The organism is Rhizobium lusitanum, assembly GCF_014189535.1.
Taxonomy (GTDB): Bacteria; Pseudomonadota; Alphaproteobacteria; order Rhizobiales; family Rhizobiaceae; genus Rhizobium; species Rhizobium lusitanum_C.
In genome coordinates this window covers 1815396-1835362 of record NZ_CP050307.1, presented here as the reverse complement: position 1 = coordinate 1835362, position 19967 = coordinate 1815396, and the positions used below count along the sequence as shown (strand labels likewise).

Here is a 19967-nt window from a genome sequence, read left to right as displayed (position 1 = left end):
TTCCTCGGCCTCGGATTTGACCTAGAAATGCTCATGTTCCATACTGTCACATCTGGTGTGTGAAGACGGCTTCAACCGATGTTCCCCGCCAAATCGCGGAGGCGTCGGGATCGGCGAACAATAGCCGCAGGTGGCCTATGAGCTGTCCCGCTCTTGGATCGGCGAGGCGATAGACAACGGCGCGCGCGGAGCGCTTGCCCACGATGATGCCCGCTTCCCGCAATTCGCCGAGCTGCTGGGATAAGGTCGGCTGATGCACATCGAGCATGGTTTCCAGTTCGGTTACCGAACGAGACCCTTCCACCAGGGCACATAATATCGAAAGGCGAACAGGATTCGCCATTGCCTTCAGGAAATCCGACGCGGCGCCGATGGCACGGCATTTGACCTTCTGCCGGTCCCTTAATTCGTGCCTTTCGGCATTCATGACGTTCATCGTGGCGCTCTTCATGATGCAGCGTTTGCCGTGAAATAGTTTTCTCTCGATCCGGAAAAGTTTGATCGAATCGTTCTTCGATTGCAATCGGTCTTATATTATATAATTTTGTATATTGAGAGTTTCAACGATCGCGGAAACATTCATGGCCTTGAGGATCGGTTTTCATCCGAACAATCTGCATCTCAGTCTCGCGTCGCGCTGGCCAGACGCCTTTGCGGATCTCGATCCCGAATTCGTGCCCTACCAGGAGGGGCGCGAGACCGCCGCCAAGCTTGCCGCCGGTGCTTTCGACATCGGTGGCACCGGATCGACGCCGCCGATTTTGGCGGCCGCCTCCGGCCTGTCTGTGATCTATGTTGCCGGATCGACGCCAAGGCCCGCCAATGGGGCGATCCTGGTCAATCGCCAATCCAAAATTGAAACATTGGCGGATCTGAAGGGCCGTTCAGTCGCTCTCGTCGATGGCTCCTTCTTGACCTATTTTCTCGCCAGGAGCCTGGAGGATGTCGGTTTTGAACTGCGGGACATACGTCGTCACGATCTGCTGCCGGTGCCTTCTCGCGATGCGCTGAGATCCGGCACAATCGACGCCTGGGTGGCAATGGCCCCGCACCTTGAGCAGTCGCTGTCATCAGGTGAGTTCCGGGTACTCGCCCATTGCGGCGCGTCCATCCCGAACCGGTCGACCTTCTGGACGATCCGCGAGCGTGGGCTGAGTGCCGATGTCATCGATGGCTTTGCAAATGAACTGGCGCGGATCGGCAATGAAATCCAATCCGATCCGGAAAAGGCGGCCGCACTTCTGTCGGAGAATGGAACCGAGGTGGAGCGGCGAGCTTGGACGCGCGTTGTCAATGAACGGGACTGGCGTGTCGTTCCGGCCAGTGTAGTGATCCTTCGCGAGCAGCAGGCGGAAGCTGATACCCTGTTCCGTCACAAGGATCTGGCGACCAGGCTTGAGATCGCAACCAACACCATCGCGGGGAATTCATAGCCATGAACGTTCTTTGGTACATGTGCGCGCCGGATGGCGCTTATCCGTGGAAGCCTGAGGGGTCACGCACGATCGACTACGGCTACTACAAGCAATTGGCGCAAGCCTACGATCATCTCGGCTTTACCGGCGCATTGTTTGCAACGGGCGCCCATGACGTCTGGCCACTGGCAGGCGCCTTGCTGCCGTATACGGAGCGGATGAAATTTCTTCTGGCGTTTCACCCCGGTCTGGTGGCGCCGACCTTGCTGGCGAAGATGGCCGCGACGTTCCAGGAGTTTTCCAACGGGCGGCTGCTTCTGAACGTGGTGTCCGGCGACGCCAAGATGCTGGGCGCTTACGGCATGACGCTGCCGCACGACGAACGTTATGACATGGCCGATGAATATCTGACGGTCTGGCATCGCCTGATGGCCGGCGAAAGCGTGACCCATCACGGCAAATATTTCCAGACGGAAGGCGCCAAGCTTGCGCTTCCGGTAGGCTCCTCAATTCCCGCGCCGCCGCTCTGGTTCGGCGGTTCGTCCGACAGCGCCATCGAGGTGGCGGCCAAGCATGTCGACACCTACCTCTCCTGGGGAGAAACGCCCGAACAGATGGGTGAAAAGGTCTTGCAGGTGAAGGCCCGAGCTGCTGCGTACGGGCGCGAGCTGAACTATGGCATCCGGCTCTATGTCATCGTGCGGTCAACCGACGCGAAGGCCTGGGAGGCTGCCGCCGATCTTTATGAGCAGATGGATGACGCCGCGATCGCAGCCAACCAGCGTTTCGTGTCGAACACCGATTCCATCGGCCAGCAGCGCATGAGCCGCATGCATGGGGGCATCAAGCCGGACAATCTCCGCGATCTGGAGATATCGCCAAACCTGTGGGCCGGTATCGGCCTCGTTCGGCCGGGTCCGGGAACCGCGATCGTCGGATCGCCCGACACCGTCATCCGCACGCTCGAGGCCTATCAGGCTGTTGGCGTCGATACCTTCATTTTGTCGGGCATGCCGCTGCTCGAGGAGGCATATCGGTTCGGCGAGACGGTCCTGCCGAGACTGCCGGTCGAACGATTGACCCCTGAAAGGAAGCAGTTCACCTGGTCGACGTTGTTCGACCGCGACCTCTCAGGAAAGAAGACGAATGGTTGATACCCGGCTTATCGAGCAGGCGCTGGACCAGCCTGTCGTGCCGCAAAACGAGAGCCAAAGGTTCAAGGTTCGGCTCGGCTCGTTCCTTAGTCGCCTGGCGTCGCCGCTGGCCATCCTGGTTCTCTGGCAGTTTTTGAGTGTCACCGGTTTGTTGTCGCCACGGATTCTGGCGTCGCCAATTCAGATCATTGCCGCCGGTACGAAACTGACGGCATCGGGTGAACTCATCATTGGCCTTGGCGTGTCGTTTCTGCGCGTGGCGGCCGGTTTCTCCATTGCTCTCGTGGTGGGCGTATTGCTCGGCCTTGTTTCCGGGCTTTCCCGCTTCGGGGAAACGATGATCGATCCGCCAATCCAGATGCTGAAGGCGATGCCGTTTCTCGGGCTTCTGCCGCTGTTCATCCTGTGGTTTGGAATTGGTGAGGTGCCGAAGGTCGGTATGGTGGCATTTGGTTGCATCTTCCCGATTTACCTGACCTTGCACGGAGGCATTCGCGGCATTGACCGCAAACTGATCGAAGCTGGAAGAACGCTTGGTCTGGGGACCCTCGGGATCGTACGCCATATCGTGATCCCCGGCGCGCTGCCATCGTTGCTCGTCGGTATCCGCTACGGCCTGAGCGTTGCCTGGCTCAGTCTCGTGGTCGGCGAGCAGATCAACGCGTCAAGCGGGATTGGCTCCATCATGACCTATGCGCGTGACTTCCTGCAAACGGATGTGATCGTGGTGTGCCTTCTGGTCTATGCCGTGATGGGACTTCTGACGGACGGTCTGGTGCGGATCATCGAGGCCTATGCGCTGCGCTGGCGCCCAGTGGTGACGGCATGAGCGCGCTTGTCGATATTCAGGGCCTGAGCCGATCATTCGGTGGCCCGGCGGTGCTCGATGGCATCGACCTTCAGATAAAACCGGGAGAGTTCGTCGCGTTGCTTGGGCGCAGTGGCTCCGGGAAATCCACGCTTCTACGCGTCCTGGCCGGCCTTGATCAGGCACCTGCGGAGAAAGCCGAGATCCCCACCCGGCGCGCTGTCGTCTTTCAGGAGCCGAGGCTGATGCCGTGGAAGCGCGTCATCGACAATGTCGCTCTCGGCGTGAATTTGCCGAACGCTCGCGAGGCGGCCGAGCAGGCGCTTGCCGATGTCGGATTGTCGCATCGCCGCGACGCCTGGCCACTGACGTTGTCGGGTGGCGAGGCGCAACGGGCAGCACTGGCACGCGCGCTGGTCAGAACACCGCAATTGCTGCTGCTCGACGAACCTTTCGCGGCGCTCGACGCGCTGACGAGGATCAGAATGCATGCACTTGTCGACGAGCTATGGCGCAAGCACAGGCCGGCCGTGTTTCTGGTCACGCATGACGTTTGGGAAGCCGTGGCGCTGGCAGATCGGATTCTCGTCATCGATCAGGGGCGCTTCAGTCTGGAAATCAACGTCGATATCCCACATCCGCGGCAGCGAAGCGACCCGCGGGCTACCCAGATCGAATCCCAGCTTCTGTCGCAGCTTGGCGTCGAACAAAATCATCTTGAACACCATCACGCCCCTCAGGCAGAACGGATCGCAAGTCCATGAGAAAGCACTCATTTTTTAAAGCATTTGCCGTCGCTACTCTCTTCTCACTACTTGCGCCGATGGCGCAGGCCGCCGATCATGTCGTCAGGATCGGCTGGCTGCGTGGGCCGAACGACCTGACCCTTGCGAAGTCGCGCGGCACGCTGGAAAAGGCGCTCGCCGAAAAAGGCATCAAGGTCGAATGGGCCGGCCCCTTTCCCGCGGCAGCCCCAGCGTTTGAAGCACTGAATGCTGGAAGCATCGATATCACTGCGGGCAGTTCGACATCGTCCATCGCCGCGCTCGCCGCCAAGATCCCGCTTGTCGTTTTCGCTTATCAGAAGATGGCGGCCGGTTCTGAAGGCGTTGTTATCAAGAGTGACTCGGGCATCTCCTCGCTGAAAGACCTTGCCGGAAAGAAGGTCGCCGTGAACCGGGGCGGGACCGGCGAATATCTGCTGATGCGTGGCCTTGAAAAGAACGGCGTCGATCCATCGACCGTCACGCGCGTTTACCTCAGCCCCAGCGACAGCGGACCGAGCTTCGTTCAAGGCCATGTCGATGCCTGGGCGACCTGGGATCCCTTCCTGACGATTGCCGAGAAAACCTATGACGGCAAAGTCCTTGCCGACGGTGCGGCGATCGGGTCCGACAATGCCGTCGTGCTCGTCGCAAGCCGCGAGTTTGCATCCAAGAAGCTGGATCAGCTGCAGGCCATATTCGATGTTGTGAAGAGCGAGAATGCCTGGTCGCTGGCAAATAAGGCCGAAGCGGGCACGATCTGGGCCAAGGAAATGAATATTCCGGCCGAACTTGGTGCGAAGATCGGCGAAAACAACGCCGTACCAACAACCGCCGTCACCGATGCCGACGTCAAGCAGATCGGCAACATAGCGGAGTGGTATGTGAAAAGCGGCATCATCCCCGCGACGCCGGATATCGCTGCCGGCATGATCACGCTGAAGTAGGCTGCGCTTGGGATTGTTTAGGCGAGATCGCCTCGGTGTGGGACGGGCTGGTTGAAAAGCGTATCGCTCACCTTGATTTTCGAATGATGCCGGAGAGGTAACCGCCTATGCGATCCGTGTCGCATAGGCGGACCTTGTCACGCGGCCTGCCCGAGGTTCCGCGTGTGAAATCTCCTGATGCCGCTCTTGCCGCGGCGTGTGTGCCAATCTGCTATTTCCATCCCTCCCGCTCAGATTGCGGCAGTGCGGGGGAATTGATCTCATTTCTGCTGCGTTGCGGCGACGAAATCGTCTTGACGGATTTCACTTCACAACCCTTAATAAACTGATCTGCTGGACCAACCAGTGGACCGGAGGGGTGCGATGGACGAAAGTCCAATCTTAACCGAAGTACCGAATATCGCGCGCAGTCTCGCCCGCCGGACGGCGCGTGAGGTCATCGCCGAAAAACTGATGGTCCTGATCGCCACCAATATGTTGCGGCCGGGCGACGAATTGCCGGGCGAGCGCGAACTGGCCAATGTTCTCCATGTCAGCCGCGAAACGGTGCGCGGGGCTATCCAGACGCTTGCCGGGCAGGGCATTATCGAGGTTTCGCATGGCAGCCGCAGCCGCGTCTGCAAGGTCGATCTCAGCCACATCACGGTGACGATCGCCTCTCCCAACGCGATCGACAGCTACGATCTGGAATCGGTTCACGCAGCACGTCTCCATGTCGAACTCAAGGTGGTCGGCGATGCCGCCGAGCGGATCGACGACGCGGCGCTGGCAAAGCTGCAGGCCCTGCTGGAGGCGCAACGTCTCGGTGGAGACGATGCCATGCGTTTCCTGATTTGCGACCGCGAATTCCATGTCGCGATCTATCGCGCCTGCGGGAACCCGCTCCTCGCTGCTTTCGTCACCGATCTATACACCTACATGATGAATTACCGGCGCAACGCCATGTCCAAGCCGGGCGCCATCGAGGCGAGCTATAGCGATCATCTCTCCATTTTTGAGGCCCTTACGCGGCATGACCGGGAGGCTGTCATTGCGGCGTTCCAGCATCATCTGACACGCATTTACGAAACGACCAAAATTCTGCTGGCCACCGACAAGGCGGTTCAAGCCAGCGAGCATGAGGAGATCTGACTGATATGCATGTGATGGTTATCGGGGCGGCCGGCATGATCGGCCGCAAGCTGGTGGAAAAGATTGGTCTGGAAGCGGAAGTGCTTGGCTGTGGGATCGACAGGTTGACGCTCGTCGATGTCATTGCGTCGCCGGTACCGGCCGCACTCGCGTCGATTTCCACCACGCTGACGGTTGATCTCTCCGATGCTGGCAGTGCGGCCAGGCTTTCCGGCTTGCGGCCGGATCTGATCTTCCATTTCGCGGCAATCGTCTCCGGCGAGGCCGAGGCGGATTTCGACAAAGGCTACAGCACCAATCTCGATGGCACGCGCTCGCTGTTCGAAGCCATCCGACATGAGGGACAGAAAGAGCCCTACAATCCCCGTGTCATCTTTGCCTCGTCCATTGCGGTTTTCGGGCAGCCCTTTCCGGACAAGATCGGCGACGATTTCTTCACGACACCTTTGACGAGTTACGGCACGCAGAAGGCGATCTGCGAACTCCTGCTTTCCGACTATTCGAGGCGAGGGATATTCGACGGCATCGGCATTCGCCTGCCGACGATCTGCATCCGGCCCGGCAAGCCCAACAAGGCAGCCTCCGGCTTCTTCTCGAACATCCTGCGCGAGCCTCTCGCCCATCAGGAAGCCGTGCTGCCGGTGGATGAGAGCGTCCGGCACTGGTTTGCCAGCCCACGTTCCGCGGTCGGCTTTTTCATCCACGCAGCGCGCATCGACAGCAGCAGGATCGGGCCGCGCCGAAATCTCACCATGCCCGGCCTGTCGGCGCTTGTTGGCGAGGAGATCGAGGCTCTGCGCCGCGTCGCGGGCGAAAAAGCAGTCAAACTCATCCGCCGCGAGATCGATCCGGTTATCCGTTCGATTGTTTCGGGATGGGCGACGGATTTCGGTGCGCAGCGCGCGACGGCCCTTGGCTTCAAAGCGGAAACCAATTTCGATGAGATCATCAGGATCCATATCGATGATGAGCTTGGAGGGAATATCTGAGATGCCGCAATCCGCAGCCGCACATAGAATCCCCGTCGCCCTCGTCACCGGCGGAGGTACCGGCATCGGCCGTAGCATCGCCAGGGCGCTGAGCGCGGAGGGTTATGCCGTTGTCATCACCGGCCGCCGCAGCGATGTGCTGGAGAAAGCCGCCAGCGAACTTGCAACCGAGACCGGCGGCACGATACGGGCGATCGCCTGCGATATCGGCGCCGCCGAGCAGGTCGCCGATCTCTTCGGCAAGATCAGAACCGAGTTTGGTCGGCTCGATCTTCTCGTCAACAATGCCGGCAGCGGTGCTCCGGCGATCCCTCTCGAAGACATCACTTTCGAGCAGTGGAGCGGCGTGGTCGCGGCTAACCTCACCGGCGCCTTCCTTTGCACGCAGCAGGCTTTCAGGCTGATGAAGTCGCAGGAGCCTCGCGGCGGCCGTATCATCAATAACGGGTCGATCTCGGCGACGACGCCGAGGCCGAATTCCGCCCCCTATACCGCGACGAAGCATGCGATTACTGGCCTTACGAAATCGACCGCGCTCGACGGACGGCCATACGATATCGCCTGCGGCCAGATCGATATCGGCAATGCCGCAACGGACATGACCGCGAGGATGAGTTCGGGCGTGCTGCAGGCGAACGGGGAAATCGCCAGCGAGCCGACGATTTCCGCCGAGCATGTCGCTCGCGCGGTCGTCTACATGGCAAGCCTGCCATTGGAGGCAAATGTTCTGACCATGACGGTGATGGCGACAAAGATGCCGCTCGTCGGCAGGGGATAGGATGTTGAAGTAGACTTGGCGCGCGTTCTGGCGGTGAATATCCTGGAGGAGGGGACGACCGGCAGATGGGGGTCAAAAAAGGGGATAGGTTCGGGGAGGGACTTTTATGGCAGGTGTTGAGTTTGTCGATGTCAGGAAATCATTCGGGGCGTTTCCGGTCATCAAGGGGGTGAACATCGAGATTGCGGACGGCGAGTTCGTGATCCTGGTCGGACCATCCGGATGCGGAAAATCTACGCTTCTGAGAATGCTGGCCGGGCTCGAGAATATTTCCGCCGGCGAGATCCGTATCGGCAATCGCGCCGTCAACGGGATCCCGCCGGGCGACCGCGATATCGCGATGGTGTTTCAGAACTACGCGCTCTATCCGCATATGTCGGTGGCGCAGAACATGGCTTTCTCGCTGATGCTCAAACGCTCGCCGAAAGCCGACATGGATCAGCGGGTCAACAAGGCTGCGGAAATCCTGGGCCTTACCAAGCTTCTCGACCGCTATCCTCGCCAGCTCTCCGGCGGTCAGCGCCAGCGCGTCGCCATGGGTCGGGCGATCGTGCGTGATCCGCAGGTCTTCCTTTTCGACGAACCACTTTCCAACCTCGATGCCAAGCTCCGGGTCGCCATGCGCGCGGAGATCAAGGAGCTGCATCAACGCCTCGGCACCACGACCGTCTACGTCACGCATGATCAGATCGAGGCCATGACGATGGCCGACAAGATCGTCGTCATGCATGATGGTGTCGTGGAGCAGGTGGGAAAGCCGCTCGATCTCTACGACACGCCCGCCAATCTCTTCGTCGCCGGCTTCATCGGCTCGCCGGCGATGAACATGATCAAGGGCCGCCTCAATCCGGAGAATGCCAGCCAGTTCATCGCGTCGGACGGAACCGTCCTGCCGGTCGCAAATCCGCCTGCCGGCGCAAAGGGTCGGGATCTCGTCTATGGGCTGCGTCCGGAATATATCGCGCTCGATCCCAACGGTCTGCCGGCGGAAATCACGGTGATCGAACCGACCGGCTATGAGACGCAGATGATTGTCCGGTTTGGCGGCAGCGACGTCAACTGCATCTTCCGGGAGCGGATCGATGCCCGCCCCGGCGATACGCTGCGCATCTCCATCGATGCACCACATGTCCATCTCTTCGACGCCGAAGGCGGTCAGAGATTGAGTATCTGATACCGCTTCAAAGGTGAGCTGGAGGAAGAGGAGTCTTCCTGCTCACCGGTCGATGCGGAGGCATCCGGCAGGCTCGGATGCAATGGTCGTCGTTCACCAAGCGGGAAGGTGGGCGCCGGGGGATTTGCTCCCGTTTCAAAGGAGGAGAATATCATGACATTCAAGAGACGTGACTTTCTTGCCGCCTCGGCGGCAGCAGCCGGTATCGCCGGCCTTTCGCCGCTCGGCATGCGCCCGGCCTTCGCCCAGGCCGAACCCGGCTACACGCCCGAAAAGGGCGCCAGTCTCAGGCTTCTTCGCTGGACGCCCTTCGTCAAGGGAGACGAGGAAGCCTGGCTTGCCAATACCAAGAAGTTCACGGAGGCGACGGGCGTCGAGGTTCGCGTCGACAAAGAGAGCTGGGAAGACATCCGACCGAAGGCGGCCGTCGCCGCCAATGTCGGTTCTGGTCCCGACATGGTGATGTGCTGGTTCGACGATGCGCATCAGTATCCCGACAAGCTGGTCGATCTGACCGAACTTGCCACCTATCTCGGCAACAAATACGGCGGCTGGTATGACGGCGTGCGCGGCTATGCAACCCGTGGCGACAAGTTCATCGCCATGCCGCTGACGGCGATCGGCAATGCCGTCGTCTATCGCGACAGCCATGTGAAGGCTGCGGGCTTCAGCGAATTCCCCAAGGACACCGCCGGCTTTCTCGAGCTTTGCAAGGCAATGAAGGCCAAGGGCACACCCGCCGGATTCCCGCACGGCAAGGCCGTCGGCGACGGCAACAACTACGCCCATTGGCTGCTTTGGAGCCATGGCGGCAAGATGGTGGATGAAAGCGGCAAGGTGACGATCAACAGCCCCGAGACGCTGGCGGCCATTCATTATGCGAAGGACCTTTACGCCACCTTCATCCCCGGAACGGAAAGCTGGCAGGACATCAACAACAACCGGGCCTTCCTTGCCGGGCAGGTGTCGCTGATCGCAAACGGCGTGTCGGTCTATTATGCGGCGAAGAAAGACCCGAAACTCGCCGAGATCGCGGCCGATATCCGGACCACCAACTTCCCGATCGGCCCCATCGGCAAGAGCGTCGAGCTGCACCAGACGAGCTCGTTGCTTCTCTTCAGCCATACCAAATATCCGGAAGCCGCCAAGGCCTATATCAAGTTCATGATGGAAGGCGACCAGATGAACGCCTGGATACAGGGATCGAGCGCCTATTGCTGCCAACCCCTGAAGGCCTTTGCCAATAACCCTGTCTGGACCGCCGATCCGGTCCATGCGCCCTATGCCCGCGCTTCGGAGACGCTGCGCCCGAACGGCTATGCCGGCCCCCTGGGCTATGCATCGGCGGGCGTGATGGCCGATTACGTGCTCGTCGACATGTTCGCCGCCGCCGTGACCGGCCAGCTGACGCCGGAGGATGCGATGAAGGAGGCTGAGCGACGGGCGAACCGTTACTACAGGGTTTGATCCCGCGCGAAGATCTGCAGCATGCCGGCGACGGCATGCTGCGACCGTCCATCAGGAGATAACACAATGTCGACCGTGACATCCGGGGATACGACGCGCAGTTCGATCAGATCGCTCATGCGGAACAACAATATGCTCGGCTTCCTCTTCATGTTGCCGGCCGCCATTTTTCTGGTTTGTTTTCTCACCTATCCGCTCGGGCTTGGGGTCTGGCTCGGTTTCACGGACACGCGGATCGGGCGCACGGGCAATTTCGTCGGATTGGAGAATTACGAGTTCCTGGCTCAGGACTCCGTCTTCTGGTTGTCGGTCTTCAATACGTTGGTCTACACCTTCGTGGCCTCCATCCTGAAATTCGTGCTCGGCCTTTGGCTGGCGCTGCTTCTCAACCAGCATCTGCCGTTCAAGTCGTTCTTCCGGGCGATCGTGCTTCTGCCCTGGGTGGTTCCGACGGTGCTGTCGGGATTGGCATTCTGGTGGATCTACGATGCCCAATTTTCCATTATCTCATGGTCTTTGATGAAGATGGGCCTGATCGACAGCCCGATCAATTTCCTTGGCAATCCGATCAATGCGCGCATCTCGGTCATCGTCGCCAATGTCTGGCGCGGTATTCCCTTCGTGGCAATTTCGCTGCTTGCCGGCCTGCAGACGATTCCTGTTTCGCTTCAGGAGGCGGCATCCCTGGATGGCGCCACAAGCTGGCAGCGTTTCCGTCATGTGACGCTGCCGATGCTGACGCCGATCATCGCCGTGGTGATGACGTTCTCCGTGCTGTTCACCTTTACGGATTTCCAGCTCATCTATGTGCTGACCAAGGGCGGGCCGGTCAACGCGACGCATCTGATGGCGACGCTTTCCTTCCAGCGCGGCATTCCCGGCGGTCAACTCGGCGAGGGTGCGGCGATCGCGGTCGCGATGATCCCCTTTCTGCTTGCCGCCATCATGTTCAGCTTCTTCGGTCTGCAGCGCCGCAAATGGCAGCAGGGCGGACAGGACTGAGATCGGGAGAACGCCATGAACACCAAAGCCAACACCACCACTCCGGTCCTGACCGACAATGTCGAAGGTATGAGCTATCTCAACCGCCTGCCTCGGCGCATCGTCATGCTCTATCTGCCGATGGCGGTCTTCGTCTTCGTGCTGCTGTTTCCGTTCTATTGGATGGCCATAACGGCCATCAAGCCGAACGCGCAGTTGACCGACTATGACAATTACAGCCCCTTCTGGGTCGTCGAGCCGACGCTCGATCACATCAAATACCTGTTCTTCGAGACCTCCTATCCTGGCTGGCTGTGGAACACGATATTGGTGGCGGTCGGATCGACGGCGCTGTCGCTGCTCGCCTCCGTCTTCGGCGCCTATGCCATCGAGCGCATACGCTTTACCGGCTCGCGTTCGATCGGGCTGCTGATCTTCCTGGCCTACCTCGTTCCGCCGTCGATCCTTTTCATTCCCCTGGCCTTCATTGTCTTCAAACTGGGGATCTACGATTCCAGGCTGGCTCTCATCTTCACCTACCCAACCTTCCTCATCCCGTTCTGCACCTGGCTGCTGATGGGCTATTTCAGGTCGATACCCTTCGAGCTGGAAGAAAGCGCGCTGGTCGATGGTGCCAGCCGTTGGCAGATCCTCATGAAGATCATTCTTCCGCTCGCCGTGCCCGGGCTTATATCGGCGGGCATCTTTGCCTTCACGCTTTCCTGGAACGAATTCATATATGCGCTCACCTTCATCCAATCCTCGGAAAACAAGACCATTCCGGTCGGTGTTCTAACGGAACTGGTACGCGGCGATGTCTTCGAGTGGGGTTCGCTGATGGCCGGCGCCCTGTTCGGTTCATTGCCGGTCGTCATTCTCTACTCCTTCTTCGTCGACTACTACGTTTCGTCGATGACGGGCGCGGTGAAGGAATGATGAAGGCCGACAGGGGCGAAGGCGACACGAGACGAAAGTGCATTCGGCGGTTCGCAGTTGGCATCATCTGGCTTGAAGGAGCGCTAATTCAACGCGACCATTTCAATAAAACTTGTTGTCATCAGAGTGCGCGCGCTCCGAAATCAGGTGAAGCATAGTTTCATAGGAATTGTAGCTAAGTATAATTTAATGATAAATTACATAATATTATATGTTGTCCGGTATTCCTGTAACTACTCTGGGGAGTATTGATATGGTTCATACAATGTAAACCATATTGTCGCAGAAATGTAGCATCAGGTGGAGACCGGGGTGTGGGCGGATGACTAAGCGCCCAGAAATTTTCGGGATGATTGGGGGCCGGCAATGTCAGGCCCTTATCCGGTGCAACGTTCCCTTGCCCTGTTTGTCGCCGATGTTTGGCGCCAGTAGCAAAAATCCAAAATCGTAGGTGGGGAACCTTCATGGCAAGTTTGAAAGCATTCGGCATTGTCACTCGTTTGGCGGCAGGGTTTGGCTTCCTGCTCATTCTGATGATCGGCCTGACATTCTACTCGACGGGTCAAGTCGGGAAGATCGATCACAATCTCGGGCTGATCAATGACATCAACAGCGTAAAGCAGCGCTACGCGATCAATTACCGAGGCAGCGTTCACGATAGGGCAATCGCGATCCGGGACGTAACGCTCGTGACATCCGCGGATGAACGGCAGGCTGCTGTGAAGGTTATCGAGAAGCTCGCCTCGACCTATTCGGAAAACGAAAAGAAGATGGCGGAGATGGTCGCTTCGCCGGCCGGCGCTACGGCCGAGGAGAAGGCGATCCTCGATGAGATTTCCGCAGTACAGGCCAAGACCAATCCGCTGGTTGCCGAGATCATCGCGCTTCAGGACAAAGGCGATGGAGACGCAGCCCGCAAGATCCTTCTGGAACAGGCCAGACCTCAGTTCGTCGCCTGGCTGAAAGCGATCAACAAGTTCATTGACTATCAGGAGGCCCTGAATAAATTGATCGGAGGCGAGGTTCAAAGCGCTGCCGGCGGCTTCCACTCACTTGCTGTGACTGCGCTCGGAATTGCTACTCTTCTGGCATTCGTAGCTGCTGCATTTACGGCGCGCTCCATTACCGGGCCGCTCGCCAAGCTTCAGAATTCGCTGAAGTCGATGGCGGAAGGCAACATGGAGGGCGACCGCAAGCTGGAAAAACGCGGTGATGAGATCGGGATGTTGGCGCGCGCTGTCGCAACACTCCGTGACGTAATTTCGGCGAAGGCAGCACGAGACGCGGACGCAGAGACGACAAGGGCCATTGGCGAACGCAAGAGGCTCGAAGCTGAGGCTGCAGAACGCAACGCCTTATCCGAACAAACCAATGCTGCGGTGAATCAGCTGGCCGACGGCCTTCAAGGGCTGGCGAACGGCGACCTTACTCGCGAGATTACGAACCCGTTCATTCCATCGCTCGACCAGTTGCGCGTCGATTTCAATCAGGCCGTGGAGAAACTGCGACTGGCGATGCAAAAGGTCGCCGAGAACGCGAGCGCCATCGCTTCGGGTGCACAGGAAATTCGCTCCTCCTCCGACGATCTTGCGCGGAGAACTGAACAACAGGCCGCCTCGGTGGAGGAAACAGCGGCAGCGCTGGAAGAGATCACCATAACCGTGTCGGGATCCAGCAACCGCGCACAGGAGGCCGGTCACCTCGTCCGCAAGACAAAGGAAAGTGCCGAGCACTCCGGGCGCGTTGTTCGCAGCGCCGTCGAGGCCATGGGCAAGATCGAAACGTCCGCGACCGAAATTGGCAATATCATTGGCGTCATCGACGAGATCGCCTTCCAGACTAATCTCCTTGCGTTGAATGCAGGGGTTGAAGCAGCGCGCGCTGGTGAAGCGGGAAAAGGCTTTGCCGTCGTCGCCCAGGAGGTGCGTGAGCTTGCGCAGCGCTCGGCAAAGGCCGCGAAAGAGATCAAGGATCTGATCAACACCTCAAACGATCATGTCCGAAACGGTGTCTCCCTGGTCGGCGAAACCGGAAAAGCACTGGAAGAGATTGTCGTCCAAGTTCAACAGGTTGACGGCAATGTCGGGGCTATCGTGGAGGCTTCGAAGGAACAGGCGACGGGCCTCAAGGAAATCAACGCGTCCGTGAACACGATGGACCAAGGTACGCAGCAGAACGCTGCGATGGTCGAGCAGGCCACGGCTTCGGCCCATAACTTGGCATCCGAGGCCGAGGCCTTGTTTCATCTGTTGTCGGAGTTCAGAATCAGCGCTCAAGTTACCTCCAATCGCGGCAAACCCGCCACCATTGCCGCTGCCAATACGATATCGAAGCCCGTCGCGTCGCCGGCACGCCGGCTTACCGCGAAGCTGGCTACCGCTTTTCAGGGGAATGCCGCTACGTCGACCGGAAGCTGGGAGGAGTTCTGACGGTGTCTATCCTTTCGGCAAAATAGCGGTCTGATAGATATTGGCGCGGAAAGGGGCTTCGGCTTACTCCCCCAGTGGTTTTCGAAAGACCAATTGGGATTTCATCTCCAGCGCCTTCCAGGCCATGATCCGCAAGACGTCCCTCGTCGATCCCCGGGTCATGGCTCGTGCACGCCCCGTCGGGTTTGGTCTTTCACAAACCCGCCGTCAAAGACGTGGCGTCCGTCATTGGCGTGGGACAAGCTCTTCATCACCGGCACTGCGTCAGAGCCAGTTCTGAACACCGGAACACACACAATTCGAGCTGACACAACCGTCGGCGACGAGCCGTCGCTGTAGGTCAGCACAGCTCTGTGAATGTTAAATTGTATTTTCTTAATATTGATAATGTATACAAAGAAAATACAATCCTATTGACTCATGCCAAAACGCATGCAAACTTCCTGACATCGGCCGCCAAGCTCGCCTCAGAGCGGCCTTAGATTGTCCGGAGGTTCGCGATGAAAAGCAGCAAAAGCAGTCTGTACGACGATCTGAAGCGTCAAATCCTGACCATGGAGCTTGATCCGGACGAAGATCTGGATGAGGCGAGCCTCAGTGAGCGCTACGGGCTTTCGCGCACGCCGGTGCGGGAGATTTTCCGCCGTCTTGCGGGCGAGGGATATATCGACATCCGCGAAAACAGAGGTGCTCGGGTCATCCCGATGAACCACTCGACGCTCAGGAACTTCTTTCTCGTCGCTCCGATGATCTACGCGGCGATCGGCCGTCTGGCGGTCCAGAATTTCAAGCCCAAACAGCTTTCCGATCTCAAGGATACCCAGGAGCGTTTTCGCGCGGCGAGCCAATCCACCGACCCGCTTGCCATGGTTCTGGAGAACAATCGCTTTCACGAGATCATGGGCGAGATGTCGGGCAATGTTTACCTGCAGCCTAGTCTTGGACGGCTTCTCATCGACCATGCCCGCATCGGCCATACGTTCTTCCGGCCACGCAACGAAAACATGAACACGCGCTTGAGGCTGTCGGTTGAACACCACGACGGCTTCATTGCCGCGATCGCCGCCCACGATGAGGACGCCGTGGTCGATCTTGTCTTTGAGCATTGGGAACTCTCCCGCGAGAACATGGAGATGTTCATCGCACCTGAAGGATTGAAGGCGGATGCGCTCGTGGGAGCCGTCTCCGCATCGTTGGAGAAACAGTCGTGAAATTTGAAGGCATCTATCCGCCAGCGGTTACGCCCTATGCGGCCGACGGCACTATCGACAGACAGGCATTTGCCGATGTTTTGGAATTCCTCGTCGAGGCCAAGGTCCATGGCATCATCGTCGGTGGGTCCACCGGCGAGTATTATGCTCAGACAGCCCAGGAGCGCTTCGATCTCGCAGCCCATGCAAAGGATGTTCTTGGAAACCGGATGCCGCTGATCATCGGCACCGGCGCGACACGCACGGAGGACTCCGTCGCGTACGCCAAGGCAGCCAGGGAAATCGGGGCAGACGCAATTCTCGTCTCCTCGCCGCCCTATGCCATGCCGACCGATCGGGAAAATGCGGTCCACGCGCTTGCGATCGACCGGGCCGCCAACCTGCCGATCATGCTCTATAACTATCCCGCCCGCATGGGCGTCTCCATGGGCGAGGAGTACTTCTCCCGCGTCGGCAAGTCGAAGAACGTCGTCGCGATCAAAGAAGCCTCCGGCGACATGGCGCGCGTCCATATGCTGGCGCGCGATTTCCCACATATCGGCCTGTCCTGCGGCTGGGATGACCAGGCACTCGAATTCTTCGCTTGGGGTGCTCAAAGCTGGGTTTGCGCCGGCTCGAACTTCCTGCCGCGGGAGCACGTCGCGCTCTACGCGGCTTGCGTTCTCGAAAAGAATTTCGACAAGGGCCGCCGGATCATGTCCGCGATGCTTCCCTTCATGAACGCGCTCGATGGCGGCAAGTTCGTGCAGTCGATCAAGTTTGGCTGCGAATTGAGCGGACTGAAGGTTGGTCCGGTCCGAGCGCCGCTTCGTCCCCTCAATTCCGAAGAGAAACGCGCCTTTCAAACCGTCGTCGCCAATCTCAAGCGCACGGTTGCGCAGATCACATCGGGAGCCAACCATGCATGACGTTCTGACCGCGAGTGAATACGCAGCAATAGCGCAGACGCTCGAGCTTCCCGGAAACGCCTTTATCAACGGTGCGTTTCGTCCGGCCGCATCCGGAAGAACCTACGAGACGATCAACCCCGCCACCGGCAAAGTCCTGACCTCCGTCGCTGCCTGCGATGCCGAGGATGTCGACTATGCCGTCAGCAAAGCCAAGGAAGCCTTCGACGACGGTCGCTGGCACTTGCGTTCGCCCGGCGAACGCAAGACTGTGCTCCTCAAATTTGCAAAGCTCTTGGAAGAAAACAGCCATGAGCTGGCGGTGCTGGAAAGCCTTGATAGCGGAAAGCCGATCCGCGAATGCCAGACGGTGGACGTGCCGGACACGATTCATACCATCCGTTGGCATGCGGAACTGATCGACAAGATCTACGACAACACCGCTCCGGTCGGCGCGAACGCCTTGACGCTTATCGTGCGCGAACCCATCGGTGTCGTCGGTTGCGTCCTGCCCTGGAACTTCCCGCTGCTGATGCTGGCCTGGAAGATCGGGCCTGCACTTGCCGCCGGATGCTCGGTGATCGTGAAGCCGGCCGAGCAGACCTCGCTGACGACCTTGCGTGTTGCGGAACTGGCCCATGAAGCCGGCGTTCCGGCTGGTGTCCTCAACATCGTCACCGGGACCGGCAAGGATGTCGGGGAGCCGATCGGCCTGCACAAGGATGTAGATATGGTCAGCTTCACCGGTTCGACGGTGACCGGAAGACGGTTCCTGCGCTACGCCGCCGACAGCAACCTGAAGCGCGTCGTCCTTGAATGCGGTGGCAAAAACCCTGCCGTCGTCATGGACGATTGCGAAGACATCGATCTCGTGGCCGAACAGGTCGTAGCCGGGGCCTTCTGGAACATGGGCGAGAACTGCTCTGCGACTTCGAGGCTCATCGTTCACGCCTCGATCAAGGACGAGTTGCTGACGCGTGTCGGCGCCTATCTGCGTGACTGGAAGATGGGAGATCCGCTCGATCCGGAAAACCGTGTCGGCTCGCTGGTGAGCCGCGAGCATTTCGAGAAGGTGAAATCCTATCTCGATCACGCCGCCAAGGAGAAGCTCTCCGTAGTGTTTGGCGGCCAGACGGACAAGTCGATCTTTGTGGAGCCGACGGTGATCGATGGCGTCGATCGCAACAGTCGCCTGTTTCAGGAAGAGATCTTCGGTCCGATCCTGTCGGTGACTACCTTCACAACCCTGTCGGAAGCCATCGCGCTGGCAAACGACACGCCCTACGGCCTGGCGGCATCGGTTTATACCGGCAGCCTTCGCAATGCGATCAAGCTGTCCCGCGAGATCCGCGCCGGCGTGGTGACGGTGAATTGCTTTGGCGAGGGCGACGCGACCACGCCGTTCGGCGGCTTCAAGGAGTCAGGCTTTGGCGGCCGCGACAAGTCGATCCATGCGCATGATCAGTACACCGAGCTGAAGACGATCTGGATCGACGTCTCGGATCGCTCGGTGGACGAGACGGTCAGATGACCACCAAGTCCGTCAAACGTCTGCCGGTGGAAAACGGCATCTCGGGCTGGGAGGCGATCAGTCAGCGTTCGTTTCCGGTCCGGAGCCTGGCAGGCGACGTGACAGCGGACTGGCTGATCGTCGGCGCGGGTTTTGCGGGCCTTTCCGCCGCGCGCCGCCTGCTCGAACTTCGCCCGGACGACAGGATCGTCATTCTGGAGGCGAGCGAGGCAGGCAAGGGCACCGCAGGCCGGAATTCGGGCTTCATGATTGATGTTCCGCACAATCTCTCCTCCAGCGAATATTCGAGTGGCGGCACGGATGCCACCCGACTGGAGATGGCCCAAAACCGCTCCGCGATCGCGTTCGCCGCGCAGGCGGCAGCCGAATACGGGATGTCACGCGAGACTTTCGATCCCTCGGGCAAGATCAATGCCGCGGCGACGGCGCGGGGCATGAAGCTGAACCTGAGTTTTGGCCAGTCCCTGAAGGGGGCGGGCGAGGAGCACGCCTTCCTCGACGCGGCCGAGATGCGCGAGATCACCGGATCGGATTACTATCTCGGTGGGCTCTATACGCCGGGCGCTGTCCTGATCCAGCCGGCAGACTATATCCGCCAGTTTGCCGCCGGGCTTTTGAGCAAGGTGGAGATCTTCGAACGTTCGCCCGTCACCTCGCTGAGGCGTGAGAATGGGACCTGGACGGCTGTGTCTGCGCGCGGAACGGTCACTGCGCCCAGGGTGATACTGGGCGTAAACAGCCATATAGAAGATTTCGGCCATTTCCGCGGTCGCCTGATGCACATCTTTGCCTATGCCTCGATGACTGCACCGTTCCCGGCGGAAGATTTCGGCCGCGATGTCTCCGGGCGTGACAGATGGGCGCTGCTTCCCGCTGACGCGATGGGCGCGACGGTTCGCAAGATCACCTCCGGCGGACAGTCGCGCATCGCGATCCGGACTAAGTACACTTACGAGACGACAGTCAGCGTGACGGACCGGCGCATGGCCAGGATGGCCGAAGAACACAGGAGTTCGCTGGATGCGCGGTTTCCGGGTCTGAAGGGCATACCGTTCGCACATAGCTGGGCCGGGCGGCTCTGCCTCAGCCGGAACCACGTACCCGCCTTCGGCGAGATTGAAGAAGGGCTCTATTCCGCCTGCTGCGAAAACGGGCTCGGAACCGTGAAGAGCACCCTGGCTGGCATGATGGCGGCCGAACTGGCGACCGGGACGACGTCCCGGCATCTCGAACAATACATGGATCACCCGCAGCCTGCGAGGCTGCCGCCGGAGCCGTTCGCATGGCTCGGCATCAACTCGGTGATCCGATGGCAGGAATTGCGTGCTGGCCGCGAAGGATGACCCTTCAGCCGCGCAATGACGA

General features: G+C 59.4%; 18 protein-coding genes. 17 read left to right on the top strand and 1 reads right to left on the bottom strand.

Features of this window, described 5'->3' with window-relative positions:
* Positions 1 to 46: 46 nt before the first annotated feature.
* Entirely contained in the window at positions 47 to 451 is a 405-nt protein-coding gene (locus HB780_RS11540) for an ArsR/SmtB family transcription factor (protein WP_286202920.1), read from the bottom strand.
* Positions 452 to 581: 130 nt separating this feature from the next.
* Between HB780_RS11540 and HB780_RS11535 the strand changes: the two genes are divergently transcribed.
* The 17 genes from HB780_RS11535 to HB780_RS11455 all read left to right on the top strand — a co-directional run bounded on the left by HB780_RS11535 (position 582) and on the right by HB780_RS11455 (position 19945).
* Positions 582 to 1433: an ABC transporter substrate-binding protein gene (locus HB780_RS11535; protein WP_183687844.1), complete on the top strand. Its 852-nt coding sequence runs from the start codon at positions 582 to 584 to the stop codon at positions 1431 to 1433.
* Between the two features lie 2 nt (positions 1434 to 1435).
* Positions 1436 to 2569 carry an LLM class flavin-dependent oxidoreductase gene (locus HB780_RS11530; RefSeq protein ID WP_183687842.1) on the top strand — a complete coding sequence of 378 codons (1134 nt, stop codon included), beginning with the start codon at positions 1436 to 1438 and terminating at the stop codon, positions 2567 to 2569.
* Complete coding sequence (locus tag HB780_RS11525; RefSeq protein WP_183687840.1) at positions 2562 to 3398, top strand: ABC transporter permease; 837 nt, start codon at positions 2562 to 2564, stop codon at positions 3396 to 3398. Before HB780_RS11530 ends, HB780_RS11525 begins: the two co-directional genes overlap by 8 nt.
* A complete protein-coding gene (locus HB780_RS11520; protein ID WP_183687838.1) occupies positions 3395 to 4141 on the top strand; it encodes an ABC transporter ATP-binding protein in 747 nt (248 codons plus the stop codon). Before HB780_RS11525 ends, HB780_RS11520 begins: the two co-directional genes overlap by 4 nt.
* A complete protein-coding gene (locus HB780_RS11515) occupies positions 4138 to 5088 on the top strand; it encodes an aliphatic sulfonate ABC transporter substrate-binding protein (RefSeq protein ID WP_183687836.1) in 951 nt (316 codons plus the stop codon). Before HB780_RS11520 ends, HB780_RS11515 begins: the two co-directional genes overlap by 4 nt.
* Positions 5089 to 5451: 363 nt before the next feature.
* A complete protein-coding gene (locus HB780_RS11510) occupies positions 5452 to 6219 on the top strand; it encodes a FadR/GntR family transcriptional regulator (protein ID WP_183687834.1) in 768 nt (255 codons plus the stop codon).
* 5 nt (positions 6220 to 6224) lie between these two features.
* Positions 6225 to 7208 (top strand): D-erythronate dehydrogenase, encoded by a 984-nt coding sequence (denD, locus tag HB780_RS11505; RefSeq protein WP_183687832.1) that lies wholly within the window; start codon positions 6225 to 6227, stop codon positions 7206 to 7208.
* Between the two features lies 1 nt (position 7209).
* Complete coding sequence (locus tag HB780_RS11500; protein ID WP_183687830.1) at positions 7210 to 7986, top strand: SDR family oxidoreductase; 777 nt, start codon at positions 7210 to 7212, stop codon at positions 7984 to 7986.
* Between the two features lie 106 nt (positions 7987 to 8092).
* Positions 8093 to 9160, top strand: coding sequence for an ABC transporter ATP-binding protein (locus tag HB780_RS11495; protein ID WP_183687828.1), 1068 nt, complete (start codon positions 8093 to 8095; stop codon positions 9158 to 9160).
* 153 nt (positions 9161 to 9313) lie between these two features.
* A complete protein-coding gene (locus tag HB780_RS11490) occupies positions 9314 to 10627 on the top strand; it encodes an ABC transporter substrate-binding protein (RefSeq protein WP_183687826.1) in 1314 nt (437 codons plus the stop codon).
* A 66-nt stretch (positions 10628 to 10693) separates the two neighbouring features.
* On the top strand, positions 10694 to 11629 hold the full coding sequence (locus HB780_RS11485) for a carbohydrate ABC transporter permease (RefSeq protein WP_183687824.1): 936 nt from the start codon (positions 10694 to 10696) through the stop codon (positions 11627 to 11629).
* A gap of 15 nt (positions 11630 to 11644) precedes the next feature.
* Positions 11645 to 12544 carry a carbohydrate ABC transporter permease gene (locus tag HB780_RS11480; protein WP_183687822.1) on the top strand — a complete coding sequence of 300 codons (900 nt, stop codon included), beginning with the start codon at positions 11645 to 11647 and terminating at the stop codon, positions 12542 to 12544.
* A 464-nt stretch (positions 12545 to 13008) separates the two neighbouring features.
* Positions 13009 to 14973, top strand: coding sequence for a HAMP domain-containing methyl-accepting chemotaxis protein (locus tag HB780_RS11475; RefSeq protein WP_183687820.1), 1965 nt, complete (start codon positions 13009 to 13011; stop codon positions 14971 to 14973).
* A 500-nt stretch (positions 14974 to 15473) separates the two neighbouring features.
* Positions 15474 to 16184 (top strand): GntR family transcriptional regulator, encoded by a 711-nt coding sequence (locus HB780_RS11470; RefSeq protein ID WP_183687818.1) that lies wholly within the window; start codon positions 15474 to 15476, stop codon positions 16182 to 16184.
* Complete coding sequence (locus HB780_RS11465) at positions 16181 to 17092, top strand: dihydrodipicolinate synthase family protein (protein ID WP_183687816.1); 912 nt, start codon at positions 16181 to 16183, stop codon at positions 17090 to 17092. The genes HB780_RS11470 and HB780_RS11465 overlap by 4 nt, the downstream gene beginning before the upstream one ends.
* Entirely contained in the window at positions 17085 to 18602 is a 1518-nt protein-coding gene (locus HB780_RS11460) for an aldehyde dehydrogenase (RefSeq protein ID WP_183687814.1), read from the top strand. Before HB780_RS11465 ends, HB780_RS11460 begins: the two co-directional genes overlap by 8 nt.
* A complete protein-coding gene (locus HB780_RS11455; protein WP_183687812.1) occupies positions 18599 to 19945 on the top strand; it encodes an NAD(P)/FAD-dependent oxidoreductase in 1347 nt (448 codons plus the stop codon). Before HB780_RS11460 ends, HB780_RS11455 begins: the two co-directional genes overlap by 4 nt.
* Positions 19946 to 19967: the final 22 nt, after the last annotated feature.